Here is a 21,768-nt window from a genome sequence, read left to right on the forward strand (position 1 = left end):
CGCCATCTGGTGGGACCGGCCGTGCGGGGTCGTCATCGCCGGGATGCGCCGGGCCGGGACCGCCGGTCCAGGACCCACACCGTGGCGAGCGTGAGGGCGACGGCAAACGAGGCGAGCGCGATGAGGCTGGCGCCGGTGCCTCCGTGGAAGGTGTCGCCGTATGCGGACATCGCCGGAAGCGTGGCGCTGTACCGGTCGAGATCCAGGTCGCGACCCAATGCTTCGAATGCGTGGCGGTTGGATAGGCCGAGGCTCATCAGGCGGCCCGGGATGGCCATCTCGTCGACGGGAACGATGGCGCCCCCGAACAGAACCTGAGGGAAGCAGAGCATCGGCAGGGCGAGGGCGGCCTGCGCGGCGTTGGACACCGCGGCCGAGGCGAGCAAGCCGAGGGCCAGCGCCGAGGTCGCCTCGATCACAATCGTCACGAACAGGAAGGCGGACACGTCCCATCCGACGGCGGGGAGCCGACCGAGCGCCCGCAGAACACCGAGCAGCAGCGCGCTCACTCCAGCCAGCACCGGAAGCAGCGCTGTCACCTTGGATGCCACGTAGGCGCCCACGCTGAGCCCGGCCAGTCGTTCCTGCCGGAAGACGGCCATCTCCCCGACGATCTGGAGCAGGCCGTACGTGAGGCCGAAGAAGAAGCCTGCGAATGCTATCCAGAACACGATCTGGGCCGGGCCGAGGTCGGCTGCGCTACGCGGGTCGAACGCGCCGCGCTGGAACAGCGTCGCCATCATCGCCGTGACCAGCACCGGAGAGCCGAGCAGGACGGCCAGGGTCAACCGGTTGCGAAGGAGGACATCAACATTGCGTCGTGTGAGTAGCCACCATTGCCGCACCATGCCTGTGCGGTTGAGGTCTGATCGGGTGGCCGCGATGGGCGGGACAGACGGTAGCGCCGATCCGGGCGGGGCTTCCGACGTTCCAGCACTGTCCGCGAATCGCTCGGCCCAGATCTGAGGGGTGTGCTCACGAGCCAGCCGGTCGTACACCTCGGCGAGATCCTCCACACCGAAGTAGCGCCGAGCCTCGGTCGGGCTGCCGGTGAAGGCCAGGTGGCCGTCGCGAGCCAGGAACACCACCCGGTCGCACCGGTCGATGCCGGCCGGTTCATGCGTCGTGAGGACGACCGTGACCCCGCGCCGGCTGAGTCGGCGCAGCAGGCGCATCACGTCGGCTGCGGTGGACGGGTCGAGCCCGGAGGTGGGTTCGTCGAGGAAGAAGAGGTGTGGCCGGGTCAGTAGCTCCACGGCGATACTGGCCCGCTTGCGCTGGCCGCCGGACAGCGCACGGACCGGCACCTCGGCCCGATCGGCCAGGTCGAGGTCCTGCATGGTCTCCTCGACTATCCGGTCCGCTTCGGCCGCCGATGTGCCCGCGGGCAGCCGGAGCCGCGCCGCATACCGCAGCGTGCGGCGCAGGGGCATTTCGAGGTGGATGATGTCGTCCTGGGGCACGTAGCCGATACGGGAATCGGCGCTGACTCGGGCACCGCGAACGACGCCGTCGTGTCGAACCTGCCCGGCGGACGGTGGTTGCAGTCCCGCGAGGATTTCCAGCAACGTGCTCTTTCCTGCTCCACTGCCGCCGGCAATGGCGACCAACTCGCCGGGTTCGACCGACAGCGACAGCTCGTGGAGGATCCGCCGCGCCCCGGCCTGCCGGCTCACGTCGACTGCATCGACCCGCCCCACGGTCGGTGGTTCCAATGTCGATGCGGTCGTGTCGGGTGATCTCAGTGATTCCTGAACTCGCTTTGTCATGCCCTGATCATCGGCCCGCCGGTTCCGTGGCCGCATGGGGCGTTTGCCTCAAATCGGACTCCCGAAACCGATCCAAGGCGGAGCCGATGAGGCAAGCTTCAAGAGATCGATACCGAACGCACGGATTGGGGAGAGGGGTGGCACGAACATTCTCGGGGCGGCAGATCGTCGCCGTCTTGGCGCTCTCGATGACAGGACTGGCGGGATGCGGTGAGTCGGCAGTTCAACCAGCCGGGCCCGGTGCACAGCTCACCGAGACGATTCCGGGGGCGATGGAGCACGCCTCGATTCCCGGGGCCATCGTCGGTGTCTGGCAGGACGGCGCCGAGCCCTGCGTCCAGGCGTTCGGGGTGCGCGAAACGGCCACCGGCGACCCCATGGCGCCCGACCTGTTCATGCGCATCGGCAGCGTGACCAAGACCTTCACCACCACCGCCGTGCTGCAGCTAGTCGATCAGGGAAAGGTCGGCCTCGACGATCCGATCGACAGATATGTGCCCGACGTCCCCAACGGGGACACGATCACCATCCGCCAGTTGGCGGCCATGCGCAGTGGGCTTCCCGACTACTCGGACGTGGTGATCCCGGCGCTCCCGAGTCAGCCGCAGCGCCAATGGACGCCTCAGGAACTGCTCGAAATCAGTTTCAGCCGTCCACCGCTGTTCGCACCGGGCACCGAGTTCGACTACTCCAACACCAATACCGCGCTCCTGGGTCTCGTGGTCGAGGAGGTCTCCGGCCACCCGCTGAACGCGTATATCGACGAGTACATCGCGCGACCCGAGAATCTCGGCCACACATCGGTCCCGACCGATGCGGCCTTTCCGTCACCGCACGCTCACGGATACACGAAAACACCTGACGGCGAAACGGTGGACGCGACCGACTGGAACCCGTCCTGGGGATTCGGTGCGGGAAACATGATTTCCACCCTCGACGACCTGCGTGTGTGGGTGCGCGACTTGGCCACCGGAACGTTGCTCTCGCCGGCAACTCAGCGCGAGCGGGAGCAGTTTCAGCCGGCACCGTCGGAAGGTACGGGTTCGATGTACGGACTGGGGGTCGAGTACCAGAACGGCTGGATCGGCCACAACGGAAATATCGCGGGCTACCAGACCTACGCCTATTACCTTCCGCCCGAGGGCAAGACGGTGGTAATGCTGGTCAATACGAACGTCGACCCGCTGGGCGTGTGGAACTTCTTCGCTGAGATCGTGAAGATCATCAGCCCCGACCATCCCTGGCCGGCGCCTCCGTCGTAGAGGTCGGATGAAAAGGATTGCGGCCGCGCAGATCAGATACGTCTTCGCATTCGAAGTCGGGCTCTCCGACAGGTGGCAGGCAGTGGTGGCGCGGACGGCGGACCTGCCTTCAACCAGCTGACATCAGCAATCCGACGAGTGCAATCGCAATCGCCGAGGCGGCACCACAGATCGTCCAGGCCCGCACAGCGGTCCGGCGCCAGCGGGGATGGCGGAGCTGGGTGGTCGGACCGGGGGCAGAGCCTCGTCCACCGACACTCGACGGTTCGGGTTCATATCCGTGACGGTGCGACATCGCATCCGCGGCGAGCGCTGCGCTGAGAGAGGCGACCACCACGATCAACGTCACGGCGATGACCACAACAGTCCAAGGCATATTTGTACCGGGCCTTTACGATTCCTGGGATGTCGGCGGGATGCGGTCGACGTCGGCCTGTTTCCGGTCGCCGTCATCCGTCGACGTGGAATGGGACGCCGCGCGGGCGGCGTCTTCGGGGCGTGGGTCATGGAGAAGGTCGGAGCATCACAGCTGCCGCAATGAGGCTGGCGAATGTCGCGGCGACGATCGCCGCGGTGGCCCACAGTGAGTTGGTGACCATCCACGCGGGCATGGCTACGGATAATGAGGCACCGGCACCGATGACTGGCTGTGTGAGGCGTTCTGTACCGCCGGGTATCCACTGCTTCGTGGGTAGCGAGGGATGCATTCCATGCTCCTTTCGCAAGGGGTAGGTGCAGGCGATGTCGGGTCGGATCGGCGGGGCCGCCTGCGAGGTTTGTCTGTCTCCTCCGGTAACGATTATGAGTGATTTGGGTCACAATTGAGTTGCAGGGCTCGTTTGTACCGCATTCCTGTCGGGAGCGCCACTAGGCAACCGTCCATGTTCGGGAAAGTCCCGAAACCGTCCGGTGTGACTCGCGGTAACCGACATCGACCGCGAGCGGGAGTTTCTCCGCGTTGACGGGGTGCTGTGATCTGGATCGGAGGGTCGGACGATGAAGTGAGCCGCTGTCATCCCTGGTCGAGGTAGGGACTCCGCGCGTGGGGAGGAGCTGGGGCCCAATCCGATTGGCTCCGGTGCCTGCCTGGAGAGGTCGCCGGTGGGCTTCGGGGCCGATGGCTCATACATGGCGATCCAGACGGTAACCCACACGGCATGAGCGCTCCGCGGAAGGCGCGGATATCAACAACGGGACTAAAGACCCTATCCGCAAGTGCTTTCGCCGAGCTTACGATTCCGCGTGTGACACTCGGCTCCCTGTCCTTGGCCCTTCTACGCGTGAACTACCGCCTTGCGCGGCTTCCGCTGCAACTGATCGAAGACGTGGCGGTGTCTCGGCTCGACGAACGGGAGCCGGTCCGGCTCGCGTACGAGCAGATCCTGATCGACTGCGACCGTGCCGCGGCGTACCTGCTCGACGATGAGAACGCGGCCAGGCGCGCGGCCGAGCTGGAACGGCGGACCACGTCGGTACGACTGCTGATTGCCCGTGAACATCACCGCGTCCAGTGTCGTGGTGTGATCTTGCTCGATGAGCAGCGCGAGCGGTTTCATCAACGCCGTCAGCAGGACGCGGGTCCGCCGACATGACGTGCATGACGTCCGTCGATCACTGGCCATCGGTCCACATCTCGGTGGTGCGAGAAAAGTGGCGTTGATGGTGGTTTTGGGCAGGGTGGAGCGTACGGCGGGTCGCCGGAGCGGAACGCGGTACGGGAGTGGAAGGCGGATGAAGTGCGATCAACCAAAGTTACTGGAATATAACAACTGTCACAGTCGCACCCGAATCGGTGGTGGTCGGCGATCTACGACGTCCTCTCGACCGTTGGGCTCACAGAGCAGAGAAGTTCCCAAGGGTGGCCGATCACGCGGACGGGTCGCGGGGGTGGTCAGGTCGGCTGCGGTGTCGATCGTTCTCGATGTCTCACTCGGTGTCGAGTGATGCGTGACCCCATCTGCGGTGGACATACTCGCGAAAGTAATCGACGTGGGGGGCGTCGACGATCCCGGGCAGGACGAATGTCCACAGTTGCTCGGTACGGATCGGGAGATCTCGAGTTGTGTTCCCGTGGGTGGACCACATTCGGACGCCGTCGAACGCGGCGACGAGGAAGTTGGCGAAATCTTCGGAATCTGTGTCCGGGAGGAGGTCTCCGGCATCGATCGCTCGATCGGCGATCGTCGCCACCAGCTCCACCCACTCCCGATGGGGATCGGTTACCGTCCCGCGCGCATCGCCTATCTCGCCGGTGAGCCTCACTCCGGCCCGTGTGAGGGGGCTCGTCAGTAGTTGGTCGACCATCAGGAGTGACATGCTGATCAGCGATTCGAGCGGCGGAAGAGCTGTGTCCAACAGGTTCCGGCACGCCGCCATCGACGTCGCGTGCTGTTCGTCGATCGTCGCCCGCGCGAGAGTCTCCTTGGAGGTGAAGTGGAAGTAGACTGCGCCTTTGGAGATTCCCGGGTGGCTGATGATGTCGGCGAGGTTGGTGTTCGCGTATCCGTTCGCCGCGAACACCTCCGCGGCCGCCTCGATGGTCGCGCGGCGTGTCGCCTCGGCGCGGGACTGTTGTGTCATTCTCTCAGACTCCATCGGCCCGCCCCTCGATGCGACCTGCGTCCCCTTGCATCATGAGCAATACCGGCACGAGGGCATCGCGGCCCGGGCCGCGGAGGTGCTGATTCCGGCGGAACGCGCGGCGGTCCTGTTCTGATGGTGGTGTCATCCTGGGATTCATCCGATACCTCTCGATCCCGGATCTGCCTGTAGCCCAATGGCAGATCTTTGGCCCAGCTGCACTCTGCCTGATCGCTGACATCTGATGACTCCACGGTCCTGTGTGGCTTCACGATTGCTTTACAAACAATCTTACGGTATGTAACATCGCGAAGATACAGACAAGCAGTTTGTTTCAGTGTCAGGTCCACGGGATCGAGGCATTGCATCCCCGACGCACAGTGGTCGCGACGGGCCTGGCACCAGGTCGGCGCGTCACGGCACGGATTTCCTGATGCCCGGGGGAGCGTTGCGGCTTGCACGCGCCTGACACAGTAGACGGTGGGCCCGCCCATGTATGGTGATGCGTTGTTTCATTCCGTCCTAGCGCATTTCGCGTCGGTGCAGGAGTGCGGGGACGAGGTCCCGGTGACGTTCGACGCAGTAGTCGAAGGCGTGGCGGCCCGGACTCCCGCGCCCTCGGGCTCGAAGCCCGACTTCTTCCCCGGGGCCAGCCTCCGCTCACAGGTTTTGGCGCACGCACTGCGGATGACGGTCAAACCGCTGCTCGCGGTGTGGGCCCAGTGGCCGAGTCCCCTGTGGCCGGCCGGACTGATAGACCCCGCCGCCCGAATCGTCCCGCCCCTCCGTGGGGTCGGCCGCCAATCAGTGCGCCTCGAGAACTGCGACGCCGAATTGATCGACGCCGGCAACACGGGAACAGCGACAGTGGTGTTGTACCTGCATGGTGGCGGCTTCCTGACCTGCGGGTTGAATACCCACCGCCGGCTGGTTTCACGGATCTCCGCGTCCGCCGGGGCCGCGGTGCTCAGTGTCGGCTACCGGATGATGCCCAGACATCCGATCCGTGATGCCATTGCCGACGGGGTCGACGGTTACCGCTGGCTGCTCGGGCAGGGGTTCGACGCGGAGAAGATCGTGATTGCCGGTGATTCCGCCGGCGGCTACCTGACCTTCATGACGGCGTTGACGCTTGCCGACCTGCACCTGCCGTGTCCGGCGGGCCTGGTCGCGCTGTCACCGCTGACGGACATGGATCCCGCGGGGAAGCTTGCCCACCCGGGCGCCGACCGGTGTCCGGTCTTTCCGCGTTCGGTCCTCATCACGTTCGCCGGCTTGCCCGATCAGGGCGCTCGCCGCCGCACTGCCGGTAAACCGCGCATCTCGCCGGTTGACTGCATCCTGGCCGGCCTGCCGCCGGTGTTGATCCAGGTCGGGTCCACCGAGATGCTCTACCCGGATGCGGAGCTGATGGCCGAGCGCCTCGCGGCCGCCGGGGTGCCGGTCACCCTCGAGGTGTGGGACCGCCAGGTCCATGTATTCCAGGCGGCCGCCGACCTCATTCCCGAGGCGGACCATGCGATCCGGCAGATCGGCAACTTCATCCGCACGGCAACCACCGCACGTACCCTTCACCGCGATCGCGCCGACGAAATGGTGGCATTGCGAAATATCCGCGCCCGCCACGTCATGCGCACCGCGCGGTACGAATGCCGGTGAGACGTCTCGGGTAAAGACTACGAGGGCCGGCCGACAGCGTGGCGCAGGCACATCACTCGAACTGTGGGGCGCGGCCGCCGCCCCACAGTTGTTCGGTCACATCCTGGAAGCAGACGAGCATGACCGGGTCGTCGTGTCGCTCGAGCGTTGACCGACTGAGTGCGGCGCGCACGGTGGAACCGTCCCGATGCGTGAGCGCGACGATCTTGCCGGCCGACTCGTGCAGTTCCGTCACGGCCGATCGAGGTGGGGACACCGTGTGGACCAGGTCTCCGATCACACACTCGCGGAGCGCGCCCTGCGGATACCCCAGCATGTGTTCGAAAGCCCGATTCATGTAGATGACGAGACCGTCCTGAGCCAAGGCCAGGACCGGCACCGGCAGCCTGTCCAGAAGCACGAGGACGGGGAGCTGCTCGAGGTAACCCAGCGTGGTGTCGGGATTCGGGCGTCGTCTGTCCATACTCGATCTATCGAGCGCAGAACCTCCTTGTTACGCCGACCCTCCGCAGGCACGCGATGAGGGCGGTGGACGGGAGACTCGGTGGAGGCGTTCGCGGATCCGGCGTGTGCGGGGGCAGTCCGATGTTTCGGGACGGATGGCGACGGGCACGCCGGGAGTATGACGACCGAACACGGAACTACGCATGCCTCCGCATCCGGGTCGGCGGGGGATTGTCCGCTTCCGCCGCTGAGGTCCGGTGGCCGGTTGCACATCGTCGAAGGTCGGCCCTGGCGTCGGGCGCTCGACTGTGTTGCAGTCGGAGGTACGGAGGGGAAAAGGCCATGGCACGGGGTGACGCAACCTCACGATATGGATTTGCTGCTTGTCGTGCTCTCGACAGATCCCCGCATGGTGTTGTGTCTGGAGGTTGTGGACGGAGGTGCGGCCGACCGCGGCGGGAACATCGTGGTGCGCCCTTCCTCGACGGTTCTGTTCCGTCACGGCATTTTGTTCGATGCAGTGAAAAAGCGTTCAGGACTTCATGTTCGAATGTACGAGAGCTACCGCGGGGCGGACGCGCATGCGATCTTGGACGCCCTCGACAAGGAGTACCACCTCGATACACCGTGGTTCACCCCCGCGCGGTGGCTCGAGGGCCACGGGGTCGACTTCTAGCTGTGTGCCCAGTCGGGGACCGGCGGCGGTACGAGCCGTCGCCGATCCGCTGGACCGACCGGGCAGTAAGGGCGCGCGTGCCCCGTCCTGTGCCCTGAAGCTTCTCGTCGTCGGTGTCCGTCTCGAATGACGGCCACCGGTGCGGCAGCCGCAAGAACAGGATGGGGTTGTCCTTCTCGACAGTTCGGCAGTTCGACAGTTTCACGCCATCTCGGGGACGTGCAGATGCGCGATGGCCAGCTCGAACTCGCAAGTATCGAGCACCTCGGAGTTCGCCTCGCGAACTCCTTCGTCCCGGATGCGGTCGATGCGGTCCCTATTGCGTTCCATCGCCTCGGCGCTGTCGAATGTCAGCGACGACACCCCGCGACCCGCGGCGTGGTCGAGCATCAGGCTGGCGCTGCAGAAGCCGTCGAGTTCTTCCATCTTGGGTAGTGCGGCCATCTTCCACACGTCGACGGCGCGGTCCATGTGGGCCGGCTCGGTCTTGATCCACGTGACCCGGCAACAGGCTCCGCGATCCGAATGGTGGTCGCGATGCATGACAGCGATGTCCCACCGCGACACTTCCGTGGTGCCGTGGAAGACCTTGGCTGCGTCGTCACGCAGCTTCAGCACCGGTCCCTCGCTGGCGCGTAGCGATTCCTCGTCCCGCCACGAACTGGTCGCGATGCACCGGCCCGAGTCGCGATCGACCAGCAGGGACATTCCGAGGCAGCCCTCGGTGTCCGCCAGCGCCGGCATCACGGTGTCACGTACGTGCTTGATCCCGGCGTCGATGTACGACGGATGCGCTTGAATTGTGGTTGAGCGTGCGAACACGATCGGCACCCTTCTCCTCTGGGCGGCGCCGACGCGGCGTCGCCGGTCATTTCCCCGTGTTTCACACTGCTCCCCCTGTCCGTCGGAGGCAATGGGGGTGGCCGATGTCGGCGGCGAGGATCCGCCGCAGCTGCGCGGTTCCGACCCCTGACATGAGGTCGCGATTGAGCTTGAAACGAATTCGTGCCCCCGCGAACGATCCGGGTGTCAGGGGGAGGCGGTGCGGGCCGCGGTGTCGAGGTCGGTCAGGGCGGTGTCGAGGTGACCGATGATCCGATGCAGGTGAGGGACCGCGGTGCGGTCGCCGACGACCGTGACGTGCAGCTGCCCGGACCGGCTGGTGAGGGTGATGCTCAACGCCTGGCCGCGCGCGAGGGTCGGGATCGGGTAGACGGCGTCGAGATGGGCGCCGTTCCAGTACCGCGGGCGGGTCGGTCCCGGGGTGTAGGAGATCATCACGTTGAACGGCGGCGGGATGTCGTCGAGGACCCGGCGGACCGGGTCGAGCATGATCGGACTCAACATCAGGGCACTGACCAGTTGGAATTGGGTTCGGCTCAGGGCGGCGACAATGCCACTGGTATGGGCCACGGAGTCGGCGATCCGCGCCAGGCGGGTGAGTGGGTCGTCTTCGTCGGTGGCCAGGGACACCACCATTGCGCCGATCCCTCGGTTGCCGCCAGGCCCGATGCTGGGCGACTCACCGAGGTCGAGCGGGACGGGGAGCATCGCGGTCAACGGCGCCTCGGGGAGGGCGTACTGCTCGAGCAGATATGCGCGGAGGGCTCCCGCGCACATCGTCAACACGACCACATCCAATGGGGCTCCGGTGCAGGCGGCGAGGCGGCGCAGTTGGTTCAGGGGCCAGGATCGGGCGGCGACCTTGCGGGCGCGGCCGGTCGGGGCGTTGAAGATCGTCGGCGGGGACTGCAGTGGCAACGTCAGGTGTTCTTCGGTCAGGCCGTGGTAGCCGGCGCGGATCAGAGTGGGGACGGTTGCCGTCAGCTCCCGCGTGGTGACCAGGCCGGACCGCAGCACCCCGCGGGGGTTGCGGGAGGGATGGCGAGTGGGGGCCGCGACCGACGGGCTCCACGGCGCCGGGCAGTCATGGAGGTCCGGTTCGACTGTGAGTGCGCGGTGCAGCAGCCGCATCCCGGAGGCTCCGTCGGTCAGCGACAGGTGAAACTTCGTGTACACCGCGGTGCGCCCGTCTGTCAGGCCCTCGATGACGTGCATCTCCCACATCGGGTGCTGGGGATCGAGCGGCATCGAATGCATCTGCGAGACGAGCGACAGCAGCTCGGCCATCGTGCCCTCACCGGGAACGGCAGTGTGCCGCACGTGATATCCGAGATCGATGTGCTTGTCGAGCCGCCACCACGGATACCCGTGCAGCGGACGGGAGGGACGTTTGCGGAACAATTCCGCCACCTCGGCGTGGGCGCGCAAGCGCTCGACCATCTCGGCGGCGTGGGCACCGGGTGCGGTGCCGCGTGGGGGATCGAACAGGGTCAGGGTAGCCACGTGCATCGGGTGCGATGGGGATTCGAAGAGCACGAACATCGCCTCGGTCGGGCTCATCGGCACCAGTCCACCGACCCCAGCTCGCACACCGCACCTCCCCGCTTCTGTGTGGTCTCAGCAGAGCACACCGCACCCGCGATGACCGTGCTTTCCGCAGAGACGACGACACTTGGCGGCCGGGATTCCACACCTTCGAGTAGGTCCGCGGGCTCTCAGGTGGTCGAGGGCCGGCCGAGTACCTGGTCCCACCAGTCGGCGAGCGGGCTGGGGTCGGGCCAGATGATCGGATCGTCGGGTATCGACGAGGATGTGCTCGGGTCCGTGTCCACTGGTTGTCGATCCGGATCGGCGTCGGCCAGGGGTCGCCGCACGGCCCCGCACTGGCCAGTGGCAACGGTCGGTGACCGGTCCGGGCGAGTCGCTTGTCGGATCGGCGGCGGATCGGCGGGCGGGGACGGGATGCGGACCACGGGGTGGATTTCGTTCTCGAGCACGAACGTTTGCTCCTTCGCTGAACGCATCGGCCACCGGACATGTGGTGTCTGCCGGTCCCATCGCGAGGGTGATCTGCCCGCGTCACTGTCGATGCCCTCTCAGTTGTATCCGACCCGGCTCGCCCTGTCAGCCAAACCGCAGACACCGCCGAGGGCAGGGCATTCCCACTTCGGGCGAGCCGTGGATTCAGTGCGAGCGTTTGTCATGCTGTCAGCGGGGTGATGTCGGCGATGGCGAGTCCGTAGTGGTTCTGGAGATTGCCACTCGGCGTCACACAGAGCCGCCTCGCCACACGCATCGGCGTTCCACCGCGACAGACCAACGGGATCGACCACGGGAAACGGTCGATCACGGTTCTACCTACCGGTCTTTTCCCGGTGGCTGCATCCAGGCCAGCAGCACGGGCGCCGCTTGCCTTCAGCCAGTTCGGTGTGCGTCCTTCTGATGCGACGCGCTCTGGTTTCATCGAGCTTGGCATCCTCGACCCAGCAGATCCACTCATTGCGTGCCAGTGGTGTGATGTCATTCCACGCGGCCAGCGCCGGGCCGTCGTCGGCCAACGCCTTTCGTAGATCCGCCGGCACTCTGTGCACCGTGCCGCTCGGGACCGTGGGCTTGCCCATGTTTCGAGAATACCGACGCTCGTCCAGGTCTGGCGCCCGTAGCCAACCGCGGTTCGGTGTCGATCCACAAGCAGCCCTCCTGCATCCGGCGGCGCGGTCGCCGCATGCGAGATCGGCTGACCGTGCGCCACCTGCGATGGAGGACGGCCGGAGTGAGTCCGAAGTCTGGTTTAGGTTGATGCGATGAAGGTGCTCACGAGCGTATCGGTCGTCTCAGTGCTGTGCGGTGTGTCGGTGTGGCTGTTCGTCGTGCCGCAACTGGTAGGAACGGGAATGGTGGAGCCTGGACCACTTCTCGGCCCGATGGTTCTGCTCCCGACGCCGGTCGGGCTGATCGCCGCGCTGGTAGGGACGGTCGCGGGCACGATCGGGCTCGTCCGACGCACCGATCTGAGGTGGGCCGGCGCGTTGATGACGCTGGGACAGGTTCTGACGTGGATTCTGGCCGTCGCGATCGTGGTGTGGTCGCAGGCCTATGGTTCGACGGGGTGGGAGTTGTTGATACTGCCGGCGTCGTTGATGTTGGGGCAGGTTGTGGTCGCATCCGGCCTGATCTCGGCCATGGTGACCCGCCGCAGAGGCATCGACGCCGAGTCGGGCAAGGATGTCAGGTCGTGTGACACGCTGTCCCGACGTTCCTCTGGAAGCGGTTGTGCGTGACGATTCGGTTGACGATGGTGTGGAGGCCTACCGATGGGCGGTGGGCTGGAACAGTTCGATCAGATTGCCGGCGGGGTCGGCGAGCAGGATCTGGCGACCACCCGGCCCGCTGACCACATCACTACGGAAGGCGACACCGGCAGCGCGCAGTCGGGTGATCTCGGCGTCGAGGTCGCTGACGACGAGGTGGATACGGTTGCCGCCCGGCCCGGTGACGTCGGTGGGGGTGGCGCGCGCACCCGAACTGGCTGGGCCGGACAGCAGTAGTCGCAAGGGGCCGCGGATCACGTCGGCGAAGGCGGGGGCGGGGTTGGTGTGCAGGGTGAAGCCGAGGTGGCTGGTGTAGAAGTCGATGGCTGCGGGCACGTCGTCGACGAGGTAGCGGACGCTGGCGTATTCGTCGGGTGGGGTCATCGGGCACTCCTTTTCACGGTTCGGTGGTGAGGGTCGGAAGCAGGTACCGGATGCGGGTGTCGATCTCGGCTGCGGTGGCCTGGAAGGTCGGGTAGGTGTCCTCGCCGGTGCCGCATTGTGTCGGGTCGGGGATGCTCCAGTGGATCCAGTGCGTGTCGTCGCCGAACTCCGGGCAGACTTCGCGGGCCTTGTCGCACAGGGTGACTACCGCTTGGAACCGGCGGTCGGCGAGTGTGTCGAGGTGGCGGGGATGCTGGTCGGAGATGTCGATCCCGAACTCTTCTCGCAGCACCCGAACCGTATTGGGATGCATGCCCGGTTTGGGGCAGGTGCCGGCGCTGATTGCGTCGACTCGGCCGCTGGTGTGCTGGCGCATCAGAGCTTCCGCGATCGCGGAGCGGGCACTGTTGCCGCTGCACACGAACAGCACGGCGAGGGGTGTCTTCGGGTCGAACGGCGGGGGTGTGGAGGTCCGGCCGAGTGTCGGGTGTAGTGCGGTGCCGGTACCGGCCAGCATCTCGGTGCAGCGATCCAGATCCAGGTGGTAGTAGCTGTCGCGGCCGTCAAAGGTGCTGCGTGTGGCCGTCACCAGCCCACCGTCGCGCAGCAGGCGCAGGTGGTAGGAGATCAGGTTCTGCGACTCACCCACCAGCGTGACCATCTCGCGGACCCGGTAGTCGCTGCCGGACAGCACCGCCAACAACTGCCACCGCAGCGGATGAGCGGCCAGCTGCACGAATGACGGGACGGGTTGACGCAACAGCACCACCTCGCAAGGATAACACCAAATGCATCAAATCAGTTTGATACAATTTGCCGACCGGGCTGGATCGGGAGAGTGTCCGACCGGTTCTCCAGGTGCTTCGCTCCGCACATGACGACGGGCAACGCTCTGCTCGGAAATGCTGGGGGAGTGCGGCATTGGGGCCGAACGTCATCTGAACTCGTGCGCCAGAGATACTTTACCGAAATTCGGATTGTCCCACGGTTGCGACGCAGCACCGGAGGGTGCACACGAATCCCCACACCGGGAGGGAGCGCGGCCTAGGGTCGAAGGTAATCGGTCTTCCTCGGCGTCGTGGAAGGAGGCGACAATGGTACCTGGGACACTGGTGTGCCTGCCGTACGCGGGCGCGGGCGCCTCCTTCTTCCGCGATTGGAAGGGTTATGCGCCGCGGGGGCTGGACATCCTCCCGGTGCAGCTCCCCGGCCGCGAGGAACGCTTCGGTGAGGACCTACTCACGTCGGTCGATGCCGCCGTCGACGACATCGCGCCGCGCGTGCTGCCGGTCGTCCGGGAGTCTGCCGGGGTGGCTGTGTTCGGGCACAGCTTGGGTGCGGTCCTGGCCTACGAGCTGGCGCACCGCCTGACCGCCGACGGGGGCGTCGCGTTGACCCGCCTGTTCGTGAGTGGATCGCCCGGACCGGCGACCGTGCGGGAAATCCGGGCGTCGTCGTTGGCGGATGCGGAGTTCCTCGCCCAGGTTGGTGATCTGGCCGGGTACTCCCATCCCGCGCTGGCGAACCCGGAACTGCGGGAGCTGCTGTTGCCCGTCGTCCGCGCCGACGTCGAGATGCACGAAAACTATCGGCCGCCACCGCATCCGCCGCTGGACGTCCCGATCACGGCTCTGCGCGGGCGTAGCGATCACCTCGTCGGCGTCGCTCAGGTGGCGGAGTGGGCGACGGCGACGACCGCCGGGACTTCGGTGCTCGAGGTGGACGGCGGGCACATGTATCTTGCCGAGCACCCGCACGCGCTGGTACGACTGCTTGCCGCGCAACTCGGCGAGGGCGCTCGGTGAGCGCCGACCTCGCCGGGAAGACGGCCTTCGTGACCGGCGCGGCGCGGGGGATCGGCCGTGCGTGCGCCGTCGAGTTCGCAGCGGCCGGGGCTGATCTCATGCTCGTCGACATCACCCGGAACTTGCCCGGGGTGCCGTACCCACTCGGTTCGCAGAGTCAGCTCGACTACACCGCCGAGTTGTGCCGCGAGCACGGTGCGACGGTGGTGACCCAGGCGGTGGATGTCCGTGAGCTCACGGAGATCAGAGCCGCGGTGCAGGTGGCCCACGAACGATTCGGTCGTCTCGACGTGCTGCTCAACAATGCGGGCATCGCCGCACCGTCCGGGAAGGTGGCGCACGACATCGCCGAATCGGAGTGGCGTCTGATGCTCGACGTCGACCTCTCCGGGGCGTGGCGGACGATCGCGACGGTCGGCCGGATCATGGTGACCCAGCGAAGCGGAAGCATCGTCAATGTCGCCTCGACGGCCGGACTCGTCGGGTATCGCCACTTCGCCGGGTACGTCGCGGCCAAACACGGCCTCGTCGGCCTCACCAAGGCCGTCGCCCTCGACTACGCGCCGAACGGGGTCCGGGTGAATGCACTGTGCCCGGGATCGGTGCGGGACAGCAGTGAGTACGAAGGGCGGATGCTCGCGGAGATCGCGCGCTCCCTGGGAGTCGGCGTCGACGAGCACGAGTCGGTCTTCGTGCAGGCCCAGCCGACCAACAAGCTCGTCGAACCGGGGGAGGTCGCGGCAGCGGCGCGGTGGCTCGCGTCCGACGACGCGCGTGGAGTCACGGGTGCCGTGGTGACGGTGGACGGCGGTTTCACAGCACGCTGAGGGCGACTCGCGCGCGTTCGCGGTGGAGGCACAAGCTCAGGTCGCCGCGCCTTTCTCGACTAGGATTGCTCTATGCACCAATCCCGTTGGGGGAGGTCCGAGCCGGTGCGCACGTCGTTCGGCCATGCGATGACGGTGCGCCTGCCCAGCGGGGTGCGGTCGGAGACGCTTGCGGCGCGGTGGGACACGGCGTCCCGTCGCTGGTGGGAGCCCGCGACCCGGCCGACTCGTTTGTGGGTGGAGGACGTGCCCGCCGTCTCGGCTTCGGAGGAGGCACGGCGCCGGCTCGTCGCCGAGTGCCGGCGGCCCGTCGCGGTCGACGGTCCGGTGGTGCGTGCAGTCCTGGTGCGGTACACCGACCAGGTAGCCGATCTGGTCGTGGTCGCCGACCGGCGTGCTCTCGACACGGCCTCGCTCACGCTCCTGTGCGACGTGCTCGTTGGTGCGATCGGCGCCGACACGGTGATCGCGAATCCCGTTCGCCGTCATCGGCACGGTCGGACACTGCGTGGATGGAGCGCGGCAGTATTGCATTCCACTCACCCGCTGAGCCGGGCCCGCGAGGACGTGACAGCGACGGTGGCCGCTGCCGCCGCGGTCGTCACCGGCAGATGCCACGGCCTCCGCTCGGTGACGATCCCGATGTGGCGGGGCGACCGGACGCGCCCACCCCGAGTGCTCGGCGGATTCGAGAACCGGGTCGACCTGACGTTCGACACCTCCGGGAACCGTTCACCCGCCGAGCTGATCGACGAGGTGGAAAGCGCACGGCGACAAGAAGTGCCCCGGTTTGCCGCGGAGATCGACGAGATGAGCAATGCGACCACCGGTGTGCTGGAGACGGTTCTGCGTGACCCCGGACATACGTACCTCCCCTGCCAGTCGGCGCCGTTCCCGCTGACACTCGTGCCGATAGTCGAGACCGGCGGGCACACCACCCTGGAGGTCTACGCCGACCCCGCATCTGTGGACGCCGATACCGCCAGGCGGTTCGGGCAGTGGGTCGCCCGTGTGGTGAACGGACTTCGCGACCCGTCCCCCCGACGACGTGGTGTGTTCGGCGAGGCGGTGGCGCCGCTGGGTGCCGGTGTGCGAGCGCCTGTCTCCGGTGGGCGGATCGAGCACCTCGTCGCCCGGCACGCGCACGAGCGTCCCGATGCGGTCGCAGTGACCCACGGCCGGCGCACGCTGACCTACGGTGCACTCGACGAACAGTCGATCTGGGCGGCACGGGGTCTTCACGATCGCGGAGTCGGGCCGGGAGACCGGGTCGGAATCTGCCTGGATCGGTCGGTCGATCTCGTCGTGATGATGCTTGCGGTGTTGCGCAGCGGTGCGGCGTTCGTTCCGATGGATGTGCGGCATCCTCCGGATCGTCTCGTGTACACGGCGCGTGACGCCGATGTCCGATTGGTCGTCACCGAACTCGAGATTGGAGGCGGGTGGGACGGCGTACCGGTGGTGACGCCGGCGGAGCTGTCGGTGTCGGCATCGGTGCCGGGTGACGTGGATTGGGCCGTAGGCGGCGACGGCGCCCCCGCCTACGTGGTCTACACGTCCGGGTCGACCGGCCGGCCGAAAGGCGTGGTGATTCCGCATCGCGCCGTTCCGGCGCTGATGGCTTCCACCGCAACCGAATTCGCGCCGACACCCGGCGACACCTGGTCGATGTTCCATTCGCCCGCCTTCGACTTCTCGGTGTGGGAGATCTGGGGCGCGTTGTCGTCCGGTGGCCGCCTCGTGATCGTGCCGTACTGGATCTCGCGGTCCCCGGTGGAGTTCCACACGGTGCTCGCCGACGAACACGTCACGGTCCTCAGTCAGACGCCGTCGGCGTTCGTGCACCTGGCCGCGGCCGACCGGGATCTCGAGCCGCTGTCCGCGCTCCGCCTGGTCGTCTTCGGCGGCGAGACCCTCGATCCTCGTGTGGTACTGCCGTGGCTCGATCGGTATCCGGAATCGCGATGCCGGCTGGTGAACATGTTCGGGACGACGGAAACCACCGTGCACGTCACCGCGCACACCGTGACACGGCGCGACGGCCTGACCGGAACACCAACGGTGGGGGATCCACTACCCGGCTGGGAGGTGGTGGTCGCGGACGAGAACGGTCATCCGCTGCCGCCCGGAGTGGCCGGCGAGATCTACGTCGGCGGAGCCGGTGTCGCGCTGGGGTACCTCCACCGTCCCGGATTGACGGCCGGCCGCTTCGTCGCGGCACCCGGCGGGGCCCGGTGGTATCGCACGGGCGATCGCGGAAGGATCCGTGACGACGGCCGTCTCGAGCATCTCGGTCGACTGGACTCCCAGGTCCAGATTCGCGGGTTCCGTGTAGAACTCGGCGAGGTGCGGTCGGTGCTCCTCGACGACCCCGTCGTCGCGGCAGCGGCCGTGGTGCCGTCGGGGAGGCCGGAGGACCCGGCCGGAATCGCGATCGACGCCTACGTCGTTGCGGCCGGGTCGGCGACGGAGACCGAGACGGAGACGGTCGCGGCGATACGGGAACGCGTCGCCCGATTCCTACCCGAGCATATGGTGCCCCGCACGATCACGGTGGTCGACGCGTTGCCGCTCACCCTCAACGGAAAACTCGACGTGACAAGGCTTCCCGCGCCGGTCCCGCGGTCCGTGTCGCACACTGCCGTCGAACCGCAGGACGGCCCGCTCGCCGAGGTGGGAACGGCGCAGACGCTCACCGACATCTGGGAGTCGGTGCTGGGGGTCCCGGTGTCGCTGGACGACAACCTCTTCGAGCTCGGAGGTAACTCGCTGTGCGCGATCAAGGCCGACGGCATGATGCGGCGGCTCGGCCTTCCGGCTCTCCCGATGCGGGAGCTGTACCGGCATCCGAGCATTCGCGGAATCTGCGGCACTCTCGCGCGGCTCTATCCGCCCCGACCGGATACGTAGGTTTCGACGAGTACGCCGATCGCCCGTGCCGGACCCGGTTGCATCATGTCGTTGTGTGCGCAATCGACGCGTTCGTCCTGCACGGTGCCGGTGATCGAGTGGCCCAATCCGGCGTTGACGGACGGCGCACCGCCGGCGCGGGAACTGTCCGCTGCGGTGAGCAGGAGCGCGTCACCGCGGAAGACTCTCGGGGCGAATCTCGTCGACAGCCGGGTCGACCGGGCATATCCCTCGGCGATTCGCCGCAGCTGGTCTGCCGTCAGAGCCGCGGCGGGACCGTAGGACTCGCCGAGACGGCGGCCGACGTCCGCGTACGTGAGAGACCGGGCGTCCTCGCCGGGGCTGCCGTCGACTCCCAGACCACGCAGAAGGTCGCCGGCATCCAAGGCTTCGGGATCGGCCGTCGCGCCGCCAGGGTAACTGTCCAGGAGCACAAGGGACCCGACCTCCTCACCCCGGTCCTGCAGCTCGGTGGCCATGGCATGCGCGATCAGCCCGCCGAGCGACCAGCCGAGCAGATGATACGGTCCCGCCGGCTGGACGGTACGGACCTCGTCGAGGTATCGGTGTGCCAGTTTCTCGATGGAGTCGTACTCGGGACCGCCGCCGAGGGAGGGCAATTGCAGTCCCCACACGGGCCGGTCCGGTGAGAGATGGCGGACCATGCCGGTGTACGCCCAGGCCAGGCCCATTCCGGCATGGACACAGAACAGTGGTGCGAGCCGACCACCACGGCGCAGCGGCACGACAACCCGGAGCGCGTCCTCGACCGACGCGGGCAGCGCTTCGGTCGTGAGGCGGGCCGCCAGACCTGCGGGGGTGGGGTCGAGGAAGAGGGCGGGAAGCGGAACTGGCCGGCCCAGTCGCCGCTGCAGGTCCGCGGCGACGCGGACCGCGGACAGTGACGTGCCGCCGAGCGCGAAGAAGTCGTCGTCCACTCCGATCGCGCGGTCCTCGCCGGTGTCGACGACTTTCGCGAAAGCCTCGACGACGGCTCGCTCCACTGCCGTGGACGGGGCCCGGAATCGTTCGGGCCGGGAGCCGAACTCAGGTTCGGGGAGGGCCGAGCGGTCGAGCTTGCCGGCCGGGGTGAGCGGCACCTCGTCGAGTACGACGACCGCGGCGGGAACCAGGTACGGCGGAAGCTGCGCGGACAACGCCGTGCGCACCGCACTCGCGTCGACGTCCGCGCCGGTCGCACCGCGGACGTAGGTGACGAGTATCGGTTCCCCGTCTGGTCCGGTTCGCCCGACGGTGGCCGCGAAACCGATGTCCGCGCGCGCCGCGAGGATCGAATCGACCTCGCCCGGCTCGACCCGGAATCCGCGCACCTTGATCTGGAAGTCGGTGCGCCCGAGGTGTTCGAGCGTGAGGTCGGGCCGGGTGCGTACCAGGTCACCGGTGCGGTACATCCGCGACCCGGGGGCGGCGAACGGGCAGGCGACGAAATGGGTCGCCGTCGTGGCCGGGCGGGCGTGGTAGCCGCGGGCCAGGCCGGGCCCTGCCAGGTACAGCTCACCCGGGGTGCCCGGGGGAACGGGATGCAGCCGGGCGTCGAGGACGGCGGCGGTGAACCCACGGACGGGGTGCCCGATGGTGACAGGTTCCGCCGGTGCCAGCGGTTCACTGACATGCGACCAGATCGTCGTCTCGGTGGGACCGTACGCATCGAGCATGCGCCGGGCGGGCGCCCATCGCCGGACCAGGTCCGCCGGGCACGGTTCACCGGCGACGGTGAGGACCTGCAGCGAGTCGAGCCCCGTCGGATCGAGCGATGCCAGCGCGGTCGGGGTGATGAACGCGTGGGTGATCCGCTCGCCGGCCAGGATATCCGCCAGCGCCGCACCGCCATACGTCAGCGGGGGGACGAGCACGACCCGCGCCCCCGCGCAGAACGCCATCGTCAACTCGAACAGCGCCGCGTCGAAACTGGGGGACGCGAGATGCGAGACCCTCGCATCGGGGGTGACCTGCAGGTGGTGACGTTCCTGCTCGAACAGGTTCGAAAGACCCCGATGCGACACCACAACCCCCTTCGGAGTGCCGGTCGATCCGGACGTGTAGATCAGATAGGCGGGGTTGTCCGGGTGCAGCGGACCCGCGCGGTCGACGTCGGTCACCGGGGTGGCAGGAAGGTGCCGCATCTGCGTCTCGAGGTCGGGATCGTCGAGCACCAGCCACTCGACCGTGTCCGGCAACTGTGTGCGGTACCGGGCGACGGTGACGCCGAGTACCGCTCCGCAGTCGTCGAGCATGTGGGTGATCCGGGTGGGCGGATACGTCGGGTCGACGGGTACCGACGCCGAACCCGAGCGGGCGACCGCCCACACGGCGCGGACCCACGCGAGGGATCGCGGCAATGCGAGGGCGACGAACCTTTCCGGTGCGGCACCCCGAGCGATGAGCAGCCGGGCGAACTGCGCGGAGTCGGCGTCGAGTTGGCGATAGGTGAGCGTGCGACCGGCGTCGCACACGGCCACCCGGTCGGAGTGCCGCTCCGCCGCCCCGGCCAGCAGGTCGGGCCACACCCGCGCCGGGAGGCCGGGCGGTCCGGAGACCGATGCGTCCTCGTCCTCGTCGCCGAGCGTCAGATCCCCGACCGGGTCGTCGGGGTCGGAGACGACCGCCGCGACGAGACGGGTCAGACGATCGGCGAAGCCCTGCACGGTCGCGGCGTCGAAGATGTCGGTGGCGTAGGTAAATCCGGCGGCGATCCCGTCCGGGGCACCGGACTCGTCGAACGTCTCGGCGACCACCAGTTCGAGATCGACCTTGACGACGGGCGGCGTGTACTCCGCGACCGTGACGGTCAGGTCCGGCAGCGTGATCTCGGGTCGTAGGACGCTCTCGAATTCGAGGGACACCTGGAACAGCGGTGAGCGGGAGGTCGACCGCGGCGGGTCCACGGCCTCGACGACGCGCTCGAAAGGCAGGTCGGCGTGGAGGAAGGCACCGAGGTCGACGTCCCTGGTGCGGTCGAGTACCTCGGTGAACGACCGGGAGCCGTCGACAGGTGTGCGCAGGACGAGTGTGTTGACGAACATGCCGACGAGTTGGTCCAGCCGGGGATCGGGGCGGCCGGCGACGGGGGTGCCGATCACGATGTCGGAACTGCCGCTGAGGCGGGCGAGGAGGACAGCGAATAGCGCGTGGATCGCCATGAAGAGCGTCGAGTTGTTCTGCCGCGCGAGCGTCGATAGTGACCGGTGCAGGTCCCGTCCGATGCGGAACGCGACCCGGTCCCCGTGGTGGGTGCGGTGGGTGGGTCGGGGTCGGTCGGTGGGGAGGGGGAGGGTGT

At 67.3% G+C, this 21,768-nt stretch carries 18 protein-coding genes; 8 read left to right on the forward strand and 10 right to left on the reverse strand.

Translation table 11 applies throughout. The features are described from left to right. Positions 1 to 32: 32 nt before the first annotated feature. Positions 33 to 1,769: an ATP-binding cassette domain-containing protein gene (locus QM806_RS36870; protein ID WP_249344050.1), complete on the reverse strand. Its 1,737-nt coding sequence runs from the start codon at positions 1,767 to 1,769 to the stop codon at positions 33 to 35. 137 nt (positions 1,770 to 1,906) lie between these two features. Here QM806_RS36870 and QM806_RS36875 point away from each other — a divergent pair, with 137 nt between their 5' ends. Continuing rightward, positions 1,907 to 3,031 (forward strand): serine hydrolase domain-containing protein, encoded by a 1,125-nt coding sequence (locus QM806_RS36875; protein WP_005572690.1) that lies wholly within the window; start codon positions 1,907 to 1,909, stop codon positions 3,029 to 3,031. Between the two features lie 1,244 nt (positions 3,032 to 4,275). Further along, on the forward strand, positions 4,276 to 4,623 hold the full coding sequence (locus QM806_RS36880; protein ID WP_005572687.1) for a hypothetical protein: 348 nt from the start codon (positions 4,276 to 4,278) through the stop codon (positions 4,621 to 4,623). A gap of 334 nt (positions 4,624 to 4,957) precedes the next feature. On the opposite strand, the gene QM806_RS36885 is transcribed toward QM806_RS36880, so the two are convergent. Continuing rightward, positions 4,958 to 5,611 (reverse strand): ScbR family autoregulator-binding transcription factor, encoded by a 654-nt coding sequence (locus tag QM806_RS36885; protein ID WP_043793355.1) that lies wholly within the window; start codon positions 5,609 to 5,611, stop codon positions 4,958 to 4,960. 834 nt (positions 5,612 to 6,445) lie between these two features. On the opposite strand from QM806_RS36885, the gene QM806_RS36890 reads away from it, so the two are divergent. Then, a complete protein-coding gene (locus QM806_RS36890) occupies positions 6,446 to 7,270 on the forward strand; it encodes an alpha/beta hydrolase (protein WP_283294673.1) in 825 nt (274 codons plus the stop codon). Positions 7,271 to 7,322: 52 nt separating this feature from the next. On the opposite strand, the gene QM806_RS36895 is transcribed toward QM806_RS36890, so the two are convergent. After that, positions 7,323 to 7,733 (reverse strand): PAS domain-containing protein, encoded by a 411-nt coding sequence (locus QM806_RS36895; protein WP_065490707.1) that lies wholly within the window; start codon positions 7,731 to 7,733, stop codon positions 7,323 to 7,325. A gap of 531 nt (positions 7,734 to 8,264) precedes the next feature. Between QM806_RS36895 and QM806_RS36900 the strand changes: the two genes are divergently transcribed. Beyond that, positions 8,265 to 8,390, forward strand: coding sequence for a hypothetical protein (locus tag QM806_RS36900; RefSeq protein WP_257237409.1), 126 nt, complete (start codon positions 8,265 to 8,267; stop codon positions 8,388 to 8,390). A 201-nt stretch (positions 8,391 to 8,591) separates the two neighbouring features. Here QM806_RS36900 and QM806_RS36905 read toward each other — a convergent pair whose 3' ends face one another. The 4 genes from QM806_RS36905 to QM806_RS36920 form a co-directional block, all read right to left on the reverse strand. Continuing rightward, positions 8,592 to 9,221 carry an antibiotic biosynthesis monooxygenase gene (locus tag QM806_RS36905; RefSeq protein WP_007298715.1) on the reverse strand — a complete coding sequence of 210 codons (630 nt, stop codon included), beginning with the start codon at positions 9,219 to 9,221 and terminating at the stop codon, positions 8,592 to 8,594. A gap of 198 nt (positions 9,222 to 9,419) precedes the next feature. Then, positions 9,420 to 10,793 carry a wax ester/triacylglycerol synthase family O-acyltransferase gene (locus tag QM806_RS36910; RefSeq protein WP_005562483.1) on the reverse strand — a complete coding sequence of 458 codons (1,374 nt, stop codon included), beginning with the start codon at positions 10,791 to 10,793 and terminating at the stop codon, positions 9,420 to 9,422. Positions 10,794 to 10,948: 155 nt separating this feature from the next. After that, the gene (locus tag QM806_RS36915; RefSeq protein ID WP_007298717.1) at positions 10,949 to 11,230 is read right to left on the reverse strand and encodes a hypothetical protein; all 282 of its coding nucleotides are present in this window, start codon (positions 11,228 to 11,230) and stop codon (positions 10,949 to 10,951) included. 357 nt (positions 11,231 to 11,587) lie between these two features. Next, positions 11,588 to 11,854 (reverse strand): YdeI/OmpD-associated family protein, encoded by a 267-nt coding sequence (locus QM806_RS36920; RefSeq protein WP_005562485.1) that lies wholly within the window; start codon positions 11,852 to 11,854, stop codon positions 11,588 to 11,590. 183 nt (positions 11,855 to 12,037) lie between these two features. Between QM806_RS36920 and QM806_RS36925 the strand changes: the two genes are divergently transcribed. Further along, positions 12,038 to 12,514: a hypothetical protein gene (locus QM806_RS36925; protein WP_283294677.1), complete on the forward strand. Its 477-nt coding sequence runs from the start codon at positions 12,038 to 12,040 to the stop codon at positions 12,512 to 12,514. A gap of 27 nt (positions 12,515 to 12,541) precedes the next feature. On the opposite strand, the gene QM806_RS36930 is transcribed toward QM806_RS36925, so the two are convergent. Together QM806_RS36930 and QM806_RS36935 are read right to left on the reverse strand one after the other, a co-directional pair. Further along, complete coding sequence (locus QM806_RS36930; protein ID WP_005562489.1) at positions 12,542 to 12,928, reverse strand: VOC family protein; 387 nt, start codon at positions 12,926 to 12,928, stop codon at positions 12,542 to 12,544. Positions 12,929 to 12,941: 13 nt separating this feature from the next. Beyond that, on the reverse strand, positions 12,942 to 13,697 hold the full coding sequence (locus tag QM806_RS36935) for an arsenate reductase/protein-tyrosine-phosphatase family protein (protein ID WP_005562491.1): 756 nt from the start codon (positions 13,695 to 13,697) through the stop codon (positions 12,942 to 12,944). Between the two features lie 325 nt (positions 13,698 to 14,022). On the opposite strand from QM806_RS36935, the gene QM806_RS36940 reads away from it, so the two are divergent. From QM806_RS36940 to QM806_RS36950, 3 genes are all read left to right on the forward strand, one after another. Then, on the forward strand, positions 14,023 to 14,733 hold the full coding sequence (locus tag QM806_RS36940; RefSeq protein WP_120659188.1) for a thioesterase II family protein: 711 nt from the start codon (positions 14,023 to 14,025) through the stop codon (positions 14,731 to 14,733). Continuing rightward, positions 14,730 to 15,560, forward strand: a complete 831-nt coding sequence (locus tag QM806_RS36945; RefSeq protein ID WP_005260922.1) for an SDR family oxidoreductase — start codon at positions 14,730 to 14,732, stop codon at positions 15,558 to 15,560. The genes QM806_RS36940 and QM806_RS36945 overlap by 4 nt, the downstream gene beginning before the upstream one ends. 105 nt (positions 15,561 to 15,665) lie before the next feature. Beyond that, complete coding sequence (locus QM806_RS36950; protein WP_005562496.1) at positions 15,666 to 18,470, forward strand: non-ribosomal peptide synthetase; 2,805 nt, start codon at positions 15,666 to 15,668, stop codon at positions 18,468 to 18,470. Here the strand turns inward: QM806_RS36950 and QM806_RS36955 are convergent. Then, a partial coding sequence (locus QM806_RS36955) for a non-ribosomal peptide synthetase (protein WP_283294679.1) occupies positions 18,446 to 21,768 on the reverse strand: 3,323 nt, incomplete at its 5' end. The two genes, QM806_RS36950 and QM806_RS36955, sit on opposite strands and share 25 nt — an antisense overlap.

The organism is Rhodococcus sp. IEGM 1351 (genome assembly GCF_030056875.1).
Taxonomy (GTDB): domain Bacteria; phylum Actinomycetota; class Actinomycetes; order Mycobacteriales; family Mycobacteriaceae; genus Rhodococcus_F; species Rhodococcus_F opacus.